Genomic DNA, 17,238 nt, shown 5'->3' on the forward strand with positions numbered 1-17,238 from the left:
TGTGAAACGCTCCTGCGCGGGGCGAGAGGAGTCCGATGCGTTCTACCGCCAACGCCCCCACCGGCTACGGTGCCACCGCGATCGCCTTGCACTGGGTCATTGCGCTGGCGATCTTCGCCGCGTTCGGGCTCGGCCTGTACATGACCGGCATTCCGGGGCTGACGCCGACCAAGCTCAAGCTCTACTCCTGGCACAAGTGGCTGGGCGTGACGATCTTCGCGGTTGCCGTGCTGCGCGTGCTGTGGCGTGCAACCCATGCGGCACCGCCGGTGGCGCCCGGCACGCCGGCCTGGCAGGCCAAAGCCGCGGCCGGCGCCCATCACCTGCTGTACCTGCTGATCGTGACCGTTCCTATCAGCGGCTACCTGTACAGCTCGGCCGCGGGCGTGCCGGTGGTCTACCTGGGCCTGTGGAAGATGCCGGCGCTGCTGGAGAAGAACGACGAACTGAAAGAAATACTCAAGTTTGTCCATATCTGGCTGAACTACCTGATGGCGGCGGTGGTCGTTGTCCATGCGGCGGCGGCGGTCAAGCACCAGTTCGTCGACCGCGACGGCACGCTGGGCCGGATGCTGCCGTTCCTGCGCTGAGGCGCCGCCCCGGCCAACTTTTTCCGTACCGCGGCGCGCTGCGCCGACCCTGACAGGAGTTTTTTGAGATGAAACGCAATTCCCGCCGCGGCTCGCTCGTCATCGCCGCCGTCCTGGCCGCCTCCGGCATCGCAGCCAACCTGGCCTGGGCGCAGGTTGACGCCGCCAAGAGCTCGGTGACCGCGGTCGCGCGCCAGATCGGTGTGCCGATGGAAGGCAAGTTCAGGAAGTTCGATGCCGCGGTCAGCTTCGACCCGGCCAAGCTGGCGACCTCGTCGGCCAAGGTCGAGATCGATGTGTCCAGCTTCGAGATCGGCGACGCCGAGACCACCAAGGAAGTGAAGGGCAAGGACTGGTTCGACGCCGCCAAGTACCCCAAGGCCGTGTTCCAGTCCACCAGCATCAAGAACGGCACGCCGGGCAAGTACGACGTGGCCGGCAAGCTGACCATCAAGGGCAAGACCGTTGACGTGGTGGTGCCCGCCACCTACCGCCAGGAAGGCGCCGTGCAGGTGTTCGAGGGCGCGCTGCCGATCAAGCGCACGGTCTTCAATATCGGCGACGGCGAGTGGAAGGACACTTCCGTGGTGGCCGACGACGTGCAGATCAAATTCCGTATCGTGCTGGCCAAGAAGTAACAAGCAAGGCCGGCATTCCGCTGACGTACCCAATCGGCGTTCGTGAGAACGTTCCGCCCCAACCTGATTTGTCGGGAGATTCCATGAAACTGCGTTCCCTCGTTGCCGCCGTCGCGGCCATTTCCGCAACCGCCGCCTTCGGCGTGGCTTCGGCCAATACCGTGACCTACAACCTCGATCCGACCCACACCTACCCGAGCTTCGAGGCCGACCACCTGGGCGGCCTGTCGACCTGGCGCGGCAAGTTCGACAAGTCCAGCGGCGTGGTCACGCTGGACCGTGCCGCCAAGGCGGGCTCGGTCGAGGTCAAGATCGACCCGGCTTCGATCGATTTCGGCAATGCCAAGCTGAACCAGCACGCCAAGGGCCCGGACATGTTCGACGTGGAAGCCTTCCCCGAGGCCGTCTACAAGGGCAAGTTCTCCAAGTTCAAGGGTGACGTGCCGACCGAGGTTGACGGCATGCTGACGCTGCGCGGCGTGTCCAAGCCGGTCAAGCTGGAAATCCGCGATTTCAAGTGCATCCAGCACCCGATGCTCAAGCGCGAAGCCTGCGGCGCCGACGCCGTGGGCCATTTCAACCGTGCCGACTTCGGCCTGGACTACGGCGTGAAGATGGGCTTCAAGCCCGAGGTCAAGCTTGCCATCCAGGTGGAAGGCGTGCGCGCGGACTGAGCGTGCCAGCCCGCTGCGCCGGGCTTCCAGGCAGTCAAGGCCGGCAATGCCGGCCTTTTTTATTGGCCGGTATGATTCAGGCGCCTGCCAGGGCACTTGGTTGTACGACCCCCGACGGGCACAGTACAATGGCCCGCGGCAATCCCTCCTTGATCGTGGCATTGCTACTCCTGCCAAGGCGGGGGCAGCCATGCCCGCAACCGGCTAAAGCGCATCACTATGAGCATTCGCTGCATGTCCCGATACCGGTAGCCACCCCCGCGACCTCCTCGCCCCTCATGCTGTACCCGGCCGTTCTGCCCTGGCTGTATGGCCCGCAGCGTTTCTCGGTTTTCCCTGGCGCAATACCGTGTATTCCAAAACGCAAATCGATCCGGTAGTTAGTTTCCGCAACTCGCAGGGCGAGCAGGTGCGGGGCACGATTGTCAATCTCCAGAGAAAGTCCCTGGTGATGGAGATCTACAACCCGTATTCGATCGTGCAGGTCAGTGAGGTGCTGAGCGAACTCAGCGTCCGCATGGGCTCGAAGAATGCCTACCTCGGCAAGGCCGTGGTCATGAGCCTGGTGAACACCGGCCTGACCGCGGTGGTGTCGCTGACGCTGATCGACGAGTGGCTGGAGCTGAGCAACCTGGACAACGAGCCCAAGTCGGTCGCGCGCGAGTCGCAGCGGTTCGTGCAGGACTGGAATGAGCGCTTCAATATCCGGCCCGACTACCAGATCGTGGTCAATGAAATGCGCGCGTTCCTGTCCGAGGTGTCGCGCTGGGTGGAGCAGGTCGACATGACCAGCACGCTGCCCAAGGAAGGCGATACGCTGCGCATGGACGTGTTCGAGGAGCTGGCCACCCCGATCGCACTGAAGATCCGCGAATATTCCGCGCGGCTCGACGGCGAAGCCGCGCACGTGCCGGAAGAAGACACCGTGATGCACCGCACCTTCACGCAGGCGGCGCTGCATCCCTTGCTGCTGCGCTCACCGTTCGTGTTCCGGACCTATACCAAGCCGCTCGGCTATGCCGGCGACTACGAAATGGTCAACCAGATCCTGTCGGATCCGCGCCAGGGCCCCAGCACCTACTTCCAGATCGTCAACGCAACCTTCCTGCAGTCGTCCGTGGCCGCTGCCCACCGCAACCGCATCAACCTGCTGGTCGATTTCCTGGTGCGCATGGCCGAGCAGGCCCGGGCCGCGGGCAAGCCGTTCCGGCTGCTCAACGTGGGCTGTGGCCCGGCGGTCGAGATCAACCGCTTCATTACCGAATACCCCGAGCCGCACTGGCTGTCGTTCCAGCTGCTCGACTTCAGCCAGGAAACGCTGGACTACGCGCGCGGGCGCATCGAAGAGAGCTGCCGCAAGGCCAATGCGAAGGTCGAGGTGGAATATGTCCACCACTCGGTGCATGAACTGCTCAAGCGCCGGATCGACCACGATCCGTCGCTGCGCGAGTTCGACGGGGTCTACTGCGCCGGCCTGTTCGACTACCTGTCCGACCGCGTCTGCGCGCGCCTGCTGAGCTATTTCTCCACGCGCACCCATCCCGAGGGGCGCATCCTGGCCACCAACGTCCACGTCGACAACCCGGAACGGTACAGCATGGAACATATGCTGGAGTGGTACCTGATCTACCGCGATGAGGCCGGCATGCAGTCTTTGCTGCCGGCCAATACGCGCGACGGCCGCACCTACGTCGACCCGACCGGCGTCAACGTGTTTGTGGAAGCGATCGTGACTGATCCGGCCAAGGCCTGACCACCATGCTGAAACGGACTGCGAGCAGGTATTCCCCGTACGAGGCTGACCTGCGCGAGTTTCGCCTGGTCTCGAGCCGGGCCGGCGCGCTGACGGCCATCGTGCTGGTGATGGCCGGCGTCGGGCTCGACTACGGGATCTATCCCAGCCACCAGCTGCAGTTCTTTGTCGCCCGCCTGGTGGTCTCGGTCCTGATCGGGCTGATCTTCCTGCTGCTGGCCAACCAGGCCGGCCGGCGCTTCGTGCAGCCGCTCACGCTGGCCTGGCTGCTGCTGCTGCCGCAGATGATGATCACATGGATGATCGCCACCACCGACGGCGCCTCGTCCATCTACTATGCCGGGCTGAACCTGGTCATCTTCGCGGTCGGCATCGCCATGCCCATGGGCCTGTGGCAGACCATCGGCTTTGGCGTGGTCACTTACCTGCTCTACCTCGGCGCCTGCCTGATCCACCCCGATGGCCTGGCGCAGCGCGCGCACTTCACCGTCAATTCGCTGTTCATCATGTTCTCGATCGTGGCCAGCGCGGTCTACACGTTCATGAACGAGCGCGGCCACTTCCACCTGATACGGCTCAAGGAAGAGCTGGCGCACAAGAACGACGAGCTTGCCGACATCAACCGCCGGCTGGCCGACATCAAGGGCCAGATGCTGCAGCAGGAGAAGATGGCCGCCATCGGTACGCTGGCGGCGGGGCTGCTGCACGAGGTGAACAACCCGGTCAACTTCTGCCTGATGGCGATCGAAGTGGCGATGGAAGAGCCACAGGCCAAGGAGAACCCTTCGCTGGAAGAGTGCCTGGTCGACGCCAAGCAGGGGATGCAGCGCATCCAGCATATCGTCTCCGACCTCAAGACCTTTGCCTACCGCAAGCCGGGCGCCGAGGTGGAAGGCACGCCGTTCCTGTTCGAGAAGGCGCTCGATTCGTCGATCCGCCTGACCGCGCATGAGCTGCGCGGGGTCAGCCTCAGCCGCGAACTGCCTGCCGACACCCTGGTGCTGGGCGACGAGGCGGCCATCATCGGCGTGCTGATCAACCTGTTCTCGAATGCCGCGCTGGCCATGCGCAAGGCGGGCACGGCCGCGCCCGCGATCCATACCACGGCCCGCTGGGACAACCACCGCCTGCACGTCATGGTGCGCGACAACGGCCCTGGCATCCCCCAGGAAAACCTGGCGCGCGTGTTCGAGCCGTTCTTCACCACGCGCGAGGTGGGGCAGGGGCTTGGCCTGGGCCTGTCGATCAGCTACGCGGTGGTGGAACGCCACGGCGGGCAGCTGTATGCCGAGAGCGAACTGGGCCAGTGGACCGCGTTCAGCTTCGACCTGCCGCGTGCGGAGTAACCAGCCATGAGCGAAGCGAAGCAGGCACGGCTTGCCGTCCTCTATGTCGACGACGAGGAGATGGCGCGCAAGTATTTCGCCCGGGCCGCCGGCAGCGACTATGAGGTGCTGGTGGCAGACAGCGCCGACGAGGCCCTGGCGGTGCTGCGCGCGGACCCCGCCCGCGTGGCGGTGCTGGTGACCGACTTCCGCATGCCCGGGCGCGACGGCGGCCAGCTGCTGCGCCAGGTGGCGCAGGAATACCCGCAGATCGTGCGCATCCTGGTCACCGCCTATGCCGACAAGGATGTGCTGCTGGAAACGGTCAACAGCGGCGAAGTCTTCCGCATCCTGGAAAAGCCGCTGAGCGTGGCCGACCTGCGCGAGGTGCTGGCAGGCGCCGCCGAGCGCCACCGCGAGCGCCACCGCGAGCGCACCCTGCGCCAGCACCGGCTGATGGCGATCGACGAGACCCTGGCCTTCCTGGCGCATGAGCTGAATACCCCGCTGGCTGCCATCGCCAACTTTGCCCACGGCATCCGCGGACGTGTCGCCGGCGAGTACAGTGCGCAGCGCCAGGCCGAGATCGGCCAGGCGGCCAGCGCCATGTACGACAACGCCCAGTATTGCCTGGCGGTGCTGTCGTCGTTCCTGCAGTCGGTGCGCAACAGTGCCGGCAGCACGCCGGCGCGGCCCGATGCCGGCGCCGAGGTCAGCGCCGGCTCGCTGGTCACTTCGCTGCTGGACAGCTACCCGTTCGCAGGCGACCAGCGCAGCTGGGTGCAGGTGGAGATGCACGGCGATTTCCCGGTGCAGACGCTGCCCAACTGCGTGGCGCTGGTGCTCTCCTCGGTGATGAGCAACGCGCTGCGGGCGCTGGGCAGTGTCGGCACGCCGGCGTTGCGCTTTGTGGTGGTGGCGCAGCCGCGCCCGGAAATCCGCATCTGCGACAACGGGCCGGGGATTGCGCCGGAAGTGATGGAGCGGTTGCTGGTCGACCCTGTCACCACCCACGCCAGTGCCGGCGGCAGCGGCCTGGGCATGATTTTCTGCAACCGCGTCATGCAGTCGTTTGGCGGCGGCATCCGGATCGAATCCGCATCCGGTGCCGGCACGACGGTGACGCTGGACTTTCCAAGTTTCAAGAGTCGAAAGCATAGGAGTGACCGATGACCGAACCGAATGCCACGCAGGCACCACCCCCGGCGATTCTGTTCGTCGATGACGAAGCGACTGCAGTCAAGTATTTCCAGCGTGCCATCGGGGCGCTGGCACCGGTGGCCACCGGCGGCTCCGTTGAAGAGGGCAAGGCCTTGCTCGACGCCCACGCAGACAGCCTTGCGGTGCTGGTGTCGGACCAGCGCATGCCGGGCGAGTATGGCAACGAACTGCTGCGCTACGCGCGCGAGCGCTACCCGCATATCGTGCGCATCCTGACCACCGCGTATTCGGAGCTCGACCAGACCGTCGAGGCGGTCAACCAGGGGCAGATCCACCGCTACATCAAGAAGCCGTGGGACATCACCGCGCTGCGCATGGAGCTGAAGCAGGCGCTGGAACTGGCCGGCCTGCGCAAGGAACGCGACCAGCTGCTGCGCGAGAAGCTGTCCGTGCTGCAGACCCAGACCGTGGCCTCGCGCATCGGCATGGTGCATGCGCTGTGCGCCAGCCTGATCGGGCCGGGCCGTTTCCAGCCGGTGGAGACCTACCTCGCGGCGGTCGACCTGGCCGGCGCGGGCAGCGTCGAGCCGGACTGGCAGCGCATGGACTACGCCGACCTGGTGCGGGCCGAGGCCGAGCGCAGCGGCAGCTTCGGCCATGCCGTCGGCACGCGCCTGGCGGGCCTGCGCAGCGCCAACGCGGGCAAGGGGGCGGCCGATGCCGTCGCGGTAATCGCCGACGCGCTGGGCAGCGAGGTGGTGCGCCGCGATGGCGATACCGTGGTCTGGACCGCGCCGGCCACGTTGGCCGAGTACCTGGTGCAGCCGGTGGGCGCGCCGGTGTCTGCCGCGCATGCGGCGTGGCTGGCCAGCCTGCTGTGGCTGGACGAGGCCGGCGGTGCGCTGCAGTTTGCGCGCGATGGCGACGCCATCCTGTGCCGTGCCGGCCAGCGTACCGAGTTCTTCGCGGCCGACCGGCTGGCGGCGTGGATCGAGCGCTTTGCCGAGCAACGTTGACATGGAGCCGGGCTGTAGCCGGTGAGGTGCAGGCTGACATGGCAAGCAAGACGATCGGTGCGGCCGCTGCCGTAGCCGCCAGGCGCAGGGGGCGGCCCGCGCGCTCCGCGCAGAACGTCGATACGCAGCGCGCAGCGATTGTCGAGGCGGCTCGAACCATCCTGGTTTCCGCGGGACTCGAGGCAGCGTCCGCCAGGCGGATCGCGTTGGCGGCCGGCATCGCCCCGGCGACCCTCTATCTGTATTTCGAGAACATCGAAGTCCTTTACGCCGCGGTGCTGGGCGAGTCCCTGCTCCAGTTGCAGCAATACGTGCGCGCGGCCACCGGCGATGTCCCGCCCCCGGCAAAGCCCGCCGGCGACGCAACGCCGGCGCGGGCCCGCGCCGCGGCATCACGCGACATTCGCCCGAAGGGATCTGGTTCAAGGAGTATGCCGAGCGCTACGGTCTTGCCGCCGCCGTGGAATGGCGCGATTCCGGCCGCCCCATCCCCGAGCCCGAGCCGGGACAGGACCGCGAGCCGCTGATGCCGGCCCCGCCCGCGGGAGCGCGCTCACGCTGGTCAGGCCAGGCATAACACCGGCCGGCCGCGGAAAAAAACAAAGGCGCCCGGGGCGCCTTTGTTTTCGTGGGCGGCAAGCCGTCAGGCCTGCGCGCCGTAGTTGGGGTCGTTGCGGTCGGTCGAGTCGGACTTCTTCTCGCCCTTGACCAGATCCTCGCGCTTGACGCCCAGCCACATCGCCAGCGCCGCGGCCACGAACACCGACGAGTAGATGCCGAACAAGATGCCGACCGTCAGTGCCAGGGCAAAGTAGTGCAGCGTGGGGCCACCGAAGAAGAACATCGACAGCACCATCATCTGGGTCGAGCCGTGGGTGATGATGGTGCGCGAGATGGTGCTGGTGATCGCGTTGTCGATGATCTCGTGGGTGCTCATCTTGCGGAACTTGCGGAAGTTCTCGCGGATCCGGTCGAAGATCACCACCGATTCGTTGACCGAATAGCCCAGCACCGCCAGGATCGCCGCCAGCACCGACAGCGAGAATTCCCACTGGAAGTAGGCGAAGAAGCCCAGGATGATGACCACGTCGTGCAGGTTGGCGATGATGCCCGCCACCGCGAACTTCCATTCGAAGCGGAACGACAGGTAGATCACGATGCCGGCCACCACGCACAGCAGCGCGAGCAGGCCGTCGGTGGCCAGTTCCTTGCCCACCTGCGGGCCGACGAACTCCACCCGTTGCAGCTTCACGTCAGGCGAGGCCGCCTGCAGCGAGGCCATCACCTGCTCGCTCTGCTGGGCCGAGGTGACGGGCTTGCCGTCCGCGCCCTTCTGCAGCGGCAGGCGGATCATCACGTCGCGCGAGGTGCCGAAATTCTGCACCTGCACGTCGGTATAGCCCAGCTTGCCCACCTGGCCGCGGATCTTTTCCAGGTCGGCGGTCTGCTGGTAGCTGACTTCCATCACCGTGCCGCCGGTGAATTCGATCGACAGGTGCAGGCCCTTGTGCCAGAGGAAGAACACGGCTGCGGCAAACGTCAGGAAGGAAATCACGTTGAAGACCAACGCGTGCTTCATGAACGGAATGTCGCGCCGGATGCGGAAGAATTCCATGTTGAATCCTGTTCTGTACTGCTAGTTGTTGCTGCTCGCCTTACTTGGCGACCGGCGTGTCGGTGGTGTTGCCCGGCTTCCAGATCTGGCCGATGGCCACGCTCTGCAGCTTCTTCTTGCGGCCGTACCAGAGGTTGACCAGGCCGCGGTTGAAGAACACCGCCGAGAACATCGAGGTCAGGATGCCCAGGCAGTGCACCACGGCAAAGCCGCGCACCGGGCCCGAACCAAAGGCCAGCAGTGCCAGGCCGGCGATCAGCGTGGTCACGTTGGAGTCCAGAATGGTGGCCCAGGCGCGGTCGAAGCCGACCGCGATCGCCATCTGCGGCGACGCGCCCGCGCGCAGTTCCTCGCGGATGCGCTCGTTGATCAGCACGTTGGCGTCGATGGCCATGCCCAGCACCAGCGCGATGGCGGCAATGCCCGGCAGCGTCAGCGTGGCCTGCAGCATCGACAGCACCGCGATCAGCAGCAGCAGGTTCACGCCCAGCGCCACCACCGAGAACACGCCGAACAGCATGTAGTACAGGATCATGAACACGCCGATGGCGGCAAAGCCGTAGGCGACCGAGTCAAAACCCTTCCGGATGTTGTCCGCGCCCAGCGACGGGCCGATGGTGCGCTCTTCGATGATCTCCATCGGCGCGGCCAGCGAGCCGGCGCGCAGCAGCAGCGCCAGGTCGTTGGCGGCTTCGGTGGAGTAGGAGCCGGTGATCTGGAAGCTGGAGCCCAGTTCGGACTGGATCGTCGCCACCGTCAGCACTTCGCCCTTGCCCTTTTCGAACAGCACGATCGCCATCGGCTTCTTCAGGTTCTCGCGCGAGACGTCGCGCAGCACGCGTCCGCCCTGGGCGTCGAGCTTGATGTTGACCGAAGGCTGCTGGTTCTGGTCGAAGCCGGCCGAGGCGCTTTCAATGCGGTCGCCGGTGAAGATGACCTGCTTCTTCAGCACCACCGGGGCGCCGTTGCCTTGCGTGAAGAGCTCGCTGCCGAACGGGATCGGGTCGCCCGGGCGCGGGCTGCGCGGCGCGTCGTTGTCGACCAGGCGGGCTTCGAGCGTGGCGGTGCGGCCGATGATGTCCTTGGCCTTGGCGGTGTCCTGCACGCCGGGCAGCTGCACCACGATGCGGTCGGCGCCTTGCTGCTGGATCACCGGCTCGGCCACGCCAAGCTCGTTGACGCGGTTGTGCAGCGTGGTGATGTTCTGCTTGACCGCGGCATCCTGCACGGCCTTGCGGGCGGCTTCGGTGAAGGTGCCGACGATATTGTTGCCGTCCATGGCGAAGGCGACTTCGCGCAGGTTGTCGGCCAGCAGCGGACGCGCGCGGTTGGCGTCGTCGGCGTTGTTGAAGCGCACCGTCAGGCGCTCGCCATCGCGGTCGATGCCGCCGTGGCGGATGCTCTTGTCGCGCAGCAGGGTGCGCGCGTCGCCGCCCAGGCTGTCGAGCTTCTTGTCGACCGCGCCCTTCATGTCGACCTGCAGCAGGAAGTGCACGCCGCCGCGCAAGTCCAGGCCCAGGTACATCGGCAGCGCGTGCATGGCGGTCAGCCAGCGCGGCGAGCCCGACAGCAGGTTCAGCGCGACCACATAGGTGGGGTCGGCCGCGTCGGGGTTGAGCGTGCGCGACAGGATGTCCTTGGCCTTGAGCTGCTCGTCGGTGGTGCGGAAGCGCGCCTTGACCGAGCCGGACTGGCCGGAAATATCAAAGAAGACGCCGTCAGGCTGCAGCTGGTTCTGTGCCAGGATCTCTTCGACCTGCTTCTGCATCGACAGGTCGACCTTGACCGTGGCCTTGCCCGAGGACACCTGCACCGCAGGCGCCTCGCCGAAGAAATTCGGCAAGGTATAGATGATGCCGATGGCCAGGGCCACCAGGATCACGAGGTATTTCCAAAGCGGATAACGATTCATCTCTGGCCAGTCATTCAGCGGTTGGCGGGGCCGGCGCTGGCGTGGCGCACCACGTCGGCGGGGCCGAACCGGTTTGGCAAACAGCCGCCTGGCAACCACGGATCGAAGCCACGGGGGCTTCGTCGGGCTGGATCAGGCGGCTGCCGGGGCATGCGCGAACGGGCATGCCGGAAAAGACAAAGGCGGGAGTCGCGCGCGCGATCGGTGGATCAGAGCGCCTTCAGCGAGCCCTTCGGCAGCACCGTCGTCACGGCGTTCTTCTGCACGGTGATTTCCGTGCCTTCGGCGATTTCCAGGCTGACGTACTGGTCGGTGACCTTGGTCACCTTGCCCAGGATGCCGCCGGCGGTCACGACTTCGTCGTTCTTGGCCAGCGCTTCGAGCATTGCCTTGGCTTCCTTCTGACGCTTCATCTGCGGGCGGATCATGATGAACCACAGCACGCCAAACATCAGGATGATGGGCAGGAAGCTCATCAGGCCGCCAGCCGCGCCGCCGGTACCGGTGGTCTGGGCAAATGCGTTAGAAATCAGCACGTTGATTCTCCGTCACAAAATTAGTCAAATAATCGATCATTCTACCATTCGCATTCCGCCCACCCTTGGCATTCTAGGGCGGAATACGGGTTTGTTCGGGTGCGCCCGGGACAACTTGCGGCAGGGGCGGCAAGGCCGGGCGCTCCGGATCGCGGCTCGCCCCCGGATGACCCGGCTATTCGACCGCCGGCAGCGCAAAAGTTCGCGCCAGCGGGCATTGTCACTGCGTGCCGCGGGCGCGGTCAGCGGCGAACTGGCGCCGGAAGTCGGCAAAGCGGTGGTGCTCGATGGCTTCGCGCATCTCGCGCATCAGTTGCAGGTAGTAGTGCAGGTTGTGGATGGTATTGAGGCGCGCGCCCAGGATCTCGCCTACGCGGTGCAGGTGGTGCAGGTAGGCGCGCGAGAAGTTGCGGCAGGTGTAGCAGGCGCAGCTTTCATCGAGCGGGCGCGGATCGTTGCGGTGCGCCGCGTTCTTGATCTTGACGTCGCCGAAGCGGGTGAAGAGCCAGCCGTTGCGTGCGTTGCGGGTGGGCATCACGCAGTCGAACATGTCCACCCCGGCGGCGACGCCGGCGACCAGGTCTTCGGGCGTGCCCACGCCCATCAGGTAGTGCGGCTTGTGGGCCGGGAGGCGCGGCGCGACGTGCTCGAGCACGCGCATCATGTCTTCCTTGGGCTCGCCCACCGACAGCCCGCCGATGGCAAAGCCGTGGAAGTCCAGCTCGGACAGGCCGGCCAGCGATTCGTCGCGCAGGTCTTCGTACATGCCTCCCTGGACGATGCCGAACAGCGCGTTGGGGTTGGCCAGGCGCTCGAACTCGTCGCGCGAGCGCTTGGCCCAGCGCAGGCTCATGCGCATCGACTTGGCCGCTTCCTCGTGCGTGGCGGCGCGGCCGTCGATCTCGTACGGCGTGCACTCATCGAACTGCATCACGATGTCGGAGTTCAGCGTGCGCTGGATCTGCATCGAGATCTCGGGCGACAGGAAAAGCTTGTCGCCATTGACCGGAGATGCGAACGTGACGCCATCTTCAGTGATCTTGCGCAGATCGCCGAGCGAAAACACCTGGAAGCCACCGGAATCGGTCAGGATCGGCTTGTCCCAGCCGATAAACTTGTGCAGGCCCTCGTGGGCGTTGACCACGTCCAACCCGGGGCGCAGCCACAGGTGGAAGGTATTGCCCAGGATGATGTGCGCGCCAATCTCGTTCAGTTCCAGCGGCGACATCGCCTTGACCGAGCCGTAGGTGCCGACCGGCATGAAGATCGGCGTCTCGACCACGCCGTGGTTCAGCGTGACGCGGCCGCGGCGGGCGTTGCCGTCGGTGGTGATGAGTTCGAAGTTGAGCATGGCTTGTGATTCTGGATTCAGGCGCCGGGCTGGCGGGTCAGCAGCATGGCGTCGCCGTAGCTGAAGAAACGGTAGCGCTGCTCGACCGCATGGCGGTAGGCGGCGCGGATGGCTTCCACGCCGGCCAGTGCCGACACCAGCATCAGCAGCGTCGACTTGGGCAGGTGGAAGTTGGTGATCAGGGCATCGACCAGGCGGAAGCGGTAGCCGGGGGTGATGAAGATATCGGTGTCGCCGCTGCCGGCGGCGAGCGTGCCGTCGGCCTGCGCGGCCGATTCCAGCGCGCGCAGCGAGGTGGTGCCGACCGCGATCACGCGGCCGCCGCGTGCGCGGGTGTCGCGCACGGCCTGGGCCAGGTCTGCGGAGACGGCGTACCACTCCGAGTGCATCTTGTGCTCGGCCAGGTTCTCGGTGCGCACCGGCTGGAAGGTGCCGGCGCCCACGTGCAGCGTCAGGAAGGCGCGCCGCACGCCGGCGGCATTGAGCCGCGCGAACAGCGCATCGTCGAAATGCAGGCCCGCAGTGGGTGCGGCCACCGCGCCCGGGCTGCGCGCGTAGACGGTCTGGTAGCGGGTCTCGTCGTAGGCGTCCGGGTCGTGCCTGATATATGGCGGCAGCGGCAGGCGGCCGTAGCGCTCGATCAGGTCCAGCGCCGGTTCGGGGAAGCGCAGCGTGAAGAACTGGTCCACACGCGGGCCCACGGTGACGGCGAAGGCGCCGTCGGCCAGGTGCAGTATGCTGCCCTCGGTCGGGGTCTTGGAGGCGCGCACCTGGGCCAGCACGGTGTGGCTGTCGACCACGCGCTCGACCAGCACCTCGATCTTGCCGCCGCTGGGCTTGTGGCCGAAGAAGCGCGCCTTGATCACGCGGGTGTCGTTGAAGACCAGCAAGTCGTCGGGACGCAGGTAGTCGACGATGTCGCTGAAGGCGCGGTCGACCATGCGCACCGCGTCGGCGGTGTCGGCCGGGGCCAGCCGTTCGACCACCAGCAGCCGGCTCGCGCTGCGGTCGGGCAGCGCGCTCTGGGCAATCAGTTCTGGCGGCAGCGGGAAATCGAAATCGGAAAGCGTCAACATCGTGGGAGCGGCGGGCTGCGCGATCCCATGCAGGCCGGAGCGGGGCACAAAACGGCACTCCGCTGCCCGTGGTGGCAGCCGGCATGGGTACAATCGGCGAATCCGATATTGTAAGGCCACGGGCGCGCTTGCCGCCGGGCCAGGCTTGATGCCGGCTATTCGCCGGCGCCGCGCCAGCCAACCCCGCAGCACGAGAGCGACCGCTGCCAACTTTTTCGCCGATGCCCGGAACCGCCGCTGAACCGATCCACGACCCCGCCGACGCCGCCAAGGAAACGGCGGCGCCCGCGCGCGGCAAGGCCGGCGAAGCCAGGGGCAAGGCCGCCGCCTCCGGCACGTCTTCCGCGGCCGCGCGCCTGGCCAAGCTCGGCCTGCGCCGTCCCGTCGACCTGGTGCTGCACTTGCCGATGCGCTATGAGGACGAGACCACGCTGGCGCCGATCGCCGAGGCGATCCACCGCGCCGGGCTCGGGCTGCCGGCGCAGGTGGAAGGCGAGGTCATCTCCAACGAAGTCACGTTCCGGCCGCGCCGCCAGCTGGTGGTCAAGATCGCCGACGACAGCGGCGAGCTGACGCTGCGCTTCCTGAACTTCTACGGCAACCAGACCAAGCAGATGGCCGAAGGCGTGCGCCTGCGCGTGCGCGGCGAGGTGCGCGGCGGCTTCTTCGGCGCCGAGATGGTCCACCCGACGGTGCGCCCGGTGGTGCCCGGCGAAGCGCTGCCCGACCGCCTGACGCCGGTGTATCCGTCCACCGCCGGCATCCCGCAGGCCTATCTGCGCAAGGCCATCGGCGGCACGCTGTCGCGCACGCCCATGCCCGAGACGCTGCCGCGGGCGGTGTTGGACGGGCCGCTGGCACGCCTGCACCTGCGCCCGCTGGCCGACTGCCTGCGGTTGCTGCACGCGCCGTCGCCGCAGGAGAGCGAGGCCGCGCTGGCCGACCGCTCGCACCCGGCCTGGCAGCGCATCAAGTTCGACGAGCTGCTGGCGCAGCAGATCTCGCTGCGGCGCGCGCACGCGGCGCGGCGCGAAAAGACCGCGCCGACCATGCCGCGCCGCGAGGGCGGCCTGCTGACGCGCTTCCTGGCTGCGTTGCCGTTCCGGCTGACCGGGGCGCAGCAGCGCGTGGTGGAAGAAATCGCTGCCGACATGACGCGCCCGCACCCGATGCACCGGCTGCTGCAGGGCGACGTGGGCAGCGGCAAGACCATCGTCGCCGCGCTGGCGGCCTGCCAGGCGATCGATGCCGGCTACCAGGCCGCTTTGATGGCGCCCACCGAAATCCTGGCCGAGCAGCACTACCGCAAGCTGTCCGCATGGCTGGAGCCGCTGGGCGTGCCGGTGGCGTGGCTGGCCGGCAGCCAGAAGGCACGCGACAAGCGCGAGGCCGCGGCGCGCGTGGAATCGGGCCAGGCGCAGCTGGTGATCGGCACCCACGCGCTGATCCAGGACACCGTGCGCTTTGCCAAACTGGGGCTGTCGGTGGTCGACGAGCAGCACCGCTTCGGCGTGGCGCAGCGGCTGGCGCTGCGCGGCAAGGCCGGTGCCGCCGATACCCCCGATTCAGCGGCAACCGCGGCCGAGACCGTGCCGCACCAGTTGATGATGTCGGCCACGCCGATCCCGCGCACGCTCGCCATGACTTACTACGCCGACCTCGATGTGTCGGTGATCGATGAATTGCCGCCGGGCCGCACCCCCATCGTCACGCGCCTGGTCAACGACGAGCGGCGCGACGAAGTGATCGGACGCATCCATCACGCCGCCGCCGAAGGCCGCCAGGTCTACTGGGTGTGTCCGCTGATCGAGGAAAGCGAGGCGCTGCAGCTGCAGACCGCGGTGGAGACCTATGAAACGCTGGTGGCCGCGCTGCCCGACCTGCGCGTGGGCCTGGTGCACGGGCGCCTGCCGCCGGCCGAGAAGGCCGCGGTGATGGACGACTTCAGCGCCAACCGCATGCAGGTGCTGGTGGCCACCACCGTGATCGAAGTGGGCGTGGACGTGCCCAATGCCTCGCTGATGGTGATCGAGCACGCCGAGCGCTTCGGCCTGGCGCAGCTGCACCAGCTGCGCGGGCGGGTGGGGCGGGGCAGCGCCGAATCGGTCTGCCTGCTGATGTACCAGGCGCCGCTGTCGCCGACCGCGCGCGAGCGCCTGGCGACCATGCGCGAGACCACCGACGGCTTCGAGATCGCCCGGCGCGACCTGGAAATCCGCGGCCCGGGCGAGTTCCTGGGTGCGCGCCAGTCCGGCGAAGCGATGTTGCGCTTTGCCGACCTGCAGACCGACGCGTGGCTGGTGGAATACGCGCAGGAGGCGGCCGAACTGATGCTGGCGCGCTACCCGGAAGCGGTGGAAGCGCACCTTTCGCGCTGGCTGGGTGGGCGCGAGCACTACCTCAAGGCTTGATCGCGGGCTGGTTTTTCGACGGGATGTGCGCCATTCAGCGCACCCGCCAGTCCGCTGCGGGCTATTCGGGCTGGCGCTCTGACAGAAGCGGCAATCGAAGGTAAAATCTATCGCCTACCGGAAACTGATAAGTCATGACGCTCACCGAACTCAAGTACATCGTCGCCGTGGCGCGCGAGCGCCATTTCGGCCGGGCCGCCGAAGCCTGCTTTGTGTCGCAGCCGACGCTGTCGGTCGCGATCAAGAAGCTGGAAGACGAACTCAACGTGCAGATTTTCGAGCGCGGCACCTCCGAGGTGTCGGTGACGTCGGTCGGCGAGCAGATCGTGGCGCAGGCCCAGCGCGTGCTTGAACAGACCATGGCCATTCGCGAGATCGCCAAGCAGGGCAAGGACCCGCTTGCGGGTCCGCTGCGCGTGGGCGTGATCTACACCATCGGGCCGTACCTGCTGCCGTCGCTGGTCAAGCAGATGATCGAGACCGTGCCGCAGATGCCGCTGATGCTGCAGGAGAACTACACCCACAAGCTGATCGAGCTGCTCAAGCAGGGTGAGATCGACTGCGCGGTGATGGCCGAGCCGTTCGCGGATTCGGGCCTGACGGTGCGCCCGCTCTACGACGAACCCTTTGTCGTCGCCGTGCCGCGCGGCCACCAGCTGGCGCAGGCGCGCTCCATCGACCCCGATGAACTGAAGCAGCAAACCATGCTGCTGCTGGGCAGCGGCCACTGCTTCCGCGACCATGTGCTGGGCGTGTGCCCGGAACTGTCGCGCTTCTCGCAGGCGGCCGACGGCATCCAGAAGACCTTCGAGGGCTCGTCGCTGGAAACCATTCGCCATATGGTGGCCAGCGGGGTCGGCATCACCGTGCTGCCGCGCACCTCGGTGCCCGACCTGAAGGCCAAGGGCGACATGCTGTCCTATGTGCCGTTTGCCGATCCGGTGCCCGACCGGCGCGTGGTGCTGGCCTGGCGCAAGAGCTTCACCCGGCTGCCGGCTATGGAAGCGCTGGCCAACGCCGTGGCCGCGTGCGAGCTCGCCGGCGTGCGCAAGCTGGACGCCAAGGAGCTGGCCGAAGCGGCCTGATCTTCCTGCCCCCACAGTACAGGCATTTCCCTCGGCCGCACCGGAGATTCCGCTGCGGCCGTTGTCATTTCCGGCCCAGCAACGGGGTATTTCAG

15 protein-coding genes are annotated in these 17,238 nt (G+C 66.8%); 10 read left to right on the top strand and 5 right to left on the bottom strand.

From position 1 onward, the window contains the following. Positions 1-35: 35 nt before the first annotated feature. The 8 genes from I6H87_RS10215 (at position 36) to I6H87_RS10250 (ending at position 7,684) form a co-directional block, all read left to right on the top strand. Positions 36-590 (top strand): cytochrome b, encoded by a 555-nt coding sequence (locus tag I6H87_RS10215; protein ID WP_011616001.1) that lies wholly within the window; start codon positions 36-38, stop codon positions 588-590. Between the two features lie 68 nt (positions 591-658). Beyond that, the gene (locus tag I6H87_RS10220; protein ID WP_010815070.1) at positions 659-1,228 is read left to right on the top strand and encodes a YceI family protein; all 570 of its coding nucleotides are present in this window, start codon (positions 659-661) and stop codon (positions 1,226-1,228) included. 83 nt (positions 1,229-1,311) lie between these two features. Continuing rightward, positions 1,312-1,902 carry a YceI family protein gene (locus I6H87_RS10225; protein ID WP_010815069.1) on the top strand — a complete coding sequence of 197 codons (591 nt, stop codon included), beginning with the start codon at positions 1,312-1,314 and terminating at the stop codon, positions 1,900-1,902. 349 nt (positions 1,903-2,251) lie between these two features. Then, positions 2,252-3,655 carry a class I SAM-dependent methyltransferase gene (locus I6H87_RS10230; RefSeq protein WP_011616000.1) on the top strand — a complete coding sequence of 468 codons (1,404 nt, stop codon included), beginning with the start codon at positions 2,252-2,254 and terminating at the stop codon, positions 3,653-3,655. 5 nt (positions 3,656-3,660) lie between these two features. Beyond that, on the top strand, positions 3,661-5,001 hold the full coding sequence (locus I6H87_RS10235; protein ID WP_011615999.1) for a sensor histidine kinase: 1,341 nt from the start codon (positions 3,661-3,663) through the stop codon (positions 4,999-5,001). Between the two features lie 6 nt (positions 5,002-5,007). After that, positions 5,008-6,153, top strand: a complete 1,146-nt coding sequence (locus I6H87_RS10240) for a hybrid sensor histidine kinase/response regulator (protein WP_011615998.1) — start codon at positions 5,008-5,010, stop codon at positions 6,151-6,153. Beyond that, a complete protein-coding gene (locus tag I6H87_RS10245) occupies positions 6,150-7,157 on the top strand; it encodes a response regulator (RefSeq protein ID WP_010815065.1) in 1,008 nt (335 codons plus the stop codon). The genes I6H87_RS10240 and I6H87_RS10245 overlap by 4 nt, the downstream gene beginning before the upstream one ends. Before the next feature lie 38 nt (positions 7,158-7,195). Continuing rightward, positions 7,196-7,684, top strand: coding sequence for a TetR/AcrR family transcriptional regulator (locus I6H87_RS10250; RefSeq protein WP_051398494.1), 489 nt, complete (start codon positions 7,196-7,198; stop codon positions 7,682-7,684). A gap of 116 nt (positions 7,685-7,800) precedes the next feature. Here I6H87_RS10250 and secF read toward each other — a convergent pair whose 3' ends face one another. From secF to queA, 5 genes are all read right to left on the bottom strand, one after another. Continuing rightward, the gene (gene secF, locus I6H87_RS10255) at positions 7,801-8,772 is read right to left on the bottom strand and encodes a protein translocase subunit SecF (RefSeq protein ID WP_011615997.1); all 972 of its coding nucleotides are present in this window, start codon (positions 8,770-8,772) and stop codon (positions 7,801-7,803) included. Positions 8,773-8,812: 40 nt separating this feature from the next. After that, positions 8,813-10,684: a protein translocase subunit SecD gene (secD, locus tag I6H87_RS10260; RefSeq protein WP_011615996.1), complete on the bottom strand. Its 1,872-nt coding sequence runs from the start codon at positions 10,682-10,684 to the stop codon at positions 8,813-8,815. 209 nt (positions 10,685-10,893) lie between these two features. Continuing rightward, positions 10,894-11,220: a preprotein translocase subunit YajC gene (gene yajC, locus I6H87_RS10265; RefSeq protein ID WP_010815061.1), complete on the bottom strand. Its 327-nt coding sequence runs from the start codon at positions 11,218-11,220 to the stop codon at positions 10,894-10,896. A 220-nt stretch (positions 11,221-11,440) separates the two neighbouring features. Further along, complete coding sequence (gene tgt, locus I6H87_RS10270) at positions 11,441-12,571, bottom strand: tRNA guanosine(34) transglycosylase Tgt (protein WP_010815060.1); 1,131 nt, start codon at positions 12,569-12,571, stop codon at positions 11,441-11,443. 17 nt (positions 12,572-12,588) lie between these two features. After that, a complete protein-coding gene (gene queA, locus I6H87_RS10275; protein WP_011615995.1) occupies positions 12,589-13,647 on the bottom strand; it encodes a tRNA preQ1(34) S-adenosylmethionine ribosyltransferase-isomerase QueA in 1,059 nt (352 codons plus the stop codon). A 221-nt stretch (positions 13,648-13,868) separates the two neighbouring features. On the opposite strand from queA, the gene recG reads away from it, so the two are divergent. Next, the gene (gene recG / locus I6H87_RS10280) at positions 13,869-16,058 is read left to right on the top strand and encodes an ATP-dependent DNA helicase RecG (protein ID WP_011615994.1); all 2,190 of its coding nucleotides are present in this window, start codon (positions 13,869-13,871) and stop codon (positions 16,056-16,058) included. Positions 16,059-16,192: 134 nt separating this feature from the next. Continuing rightward, positions 16,193-17,143, top strand: coding sequence for a LysR substrate-binding domain-containing protein (locus I6H87_RS10285; RefSeq protein ID WP_010815057.1), 951 nt, complete (start codon positions 16,193-16,195; stop codon positions 17,141-17,143). The last annotated feature ends 95 nt before the right edge of the window (positions 17,144-17,238 follow it).

The organism is Cupriavidus necator, from assembly GCF_016127575.1.
Taxonomy (GTDB): Bacteria; Pseudomonadota; Gammaproteobacteria; order Burkholderiales; family Burkholderiaceae; genus Cupriavidus; species Cupriavidus necator_D.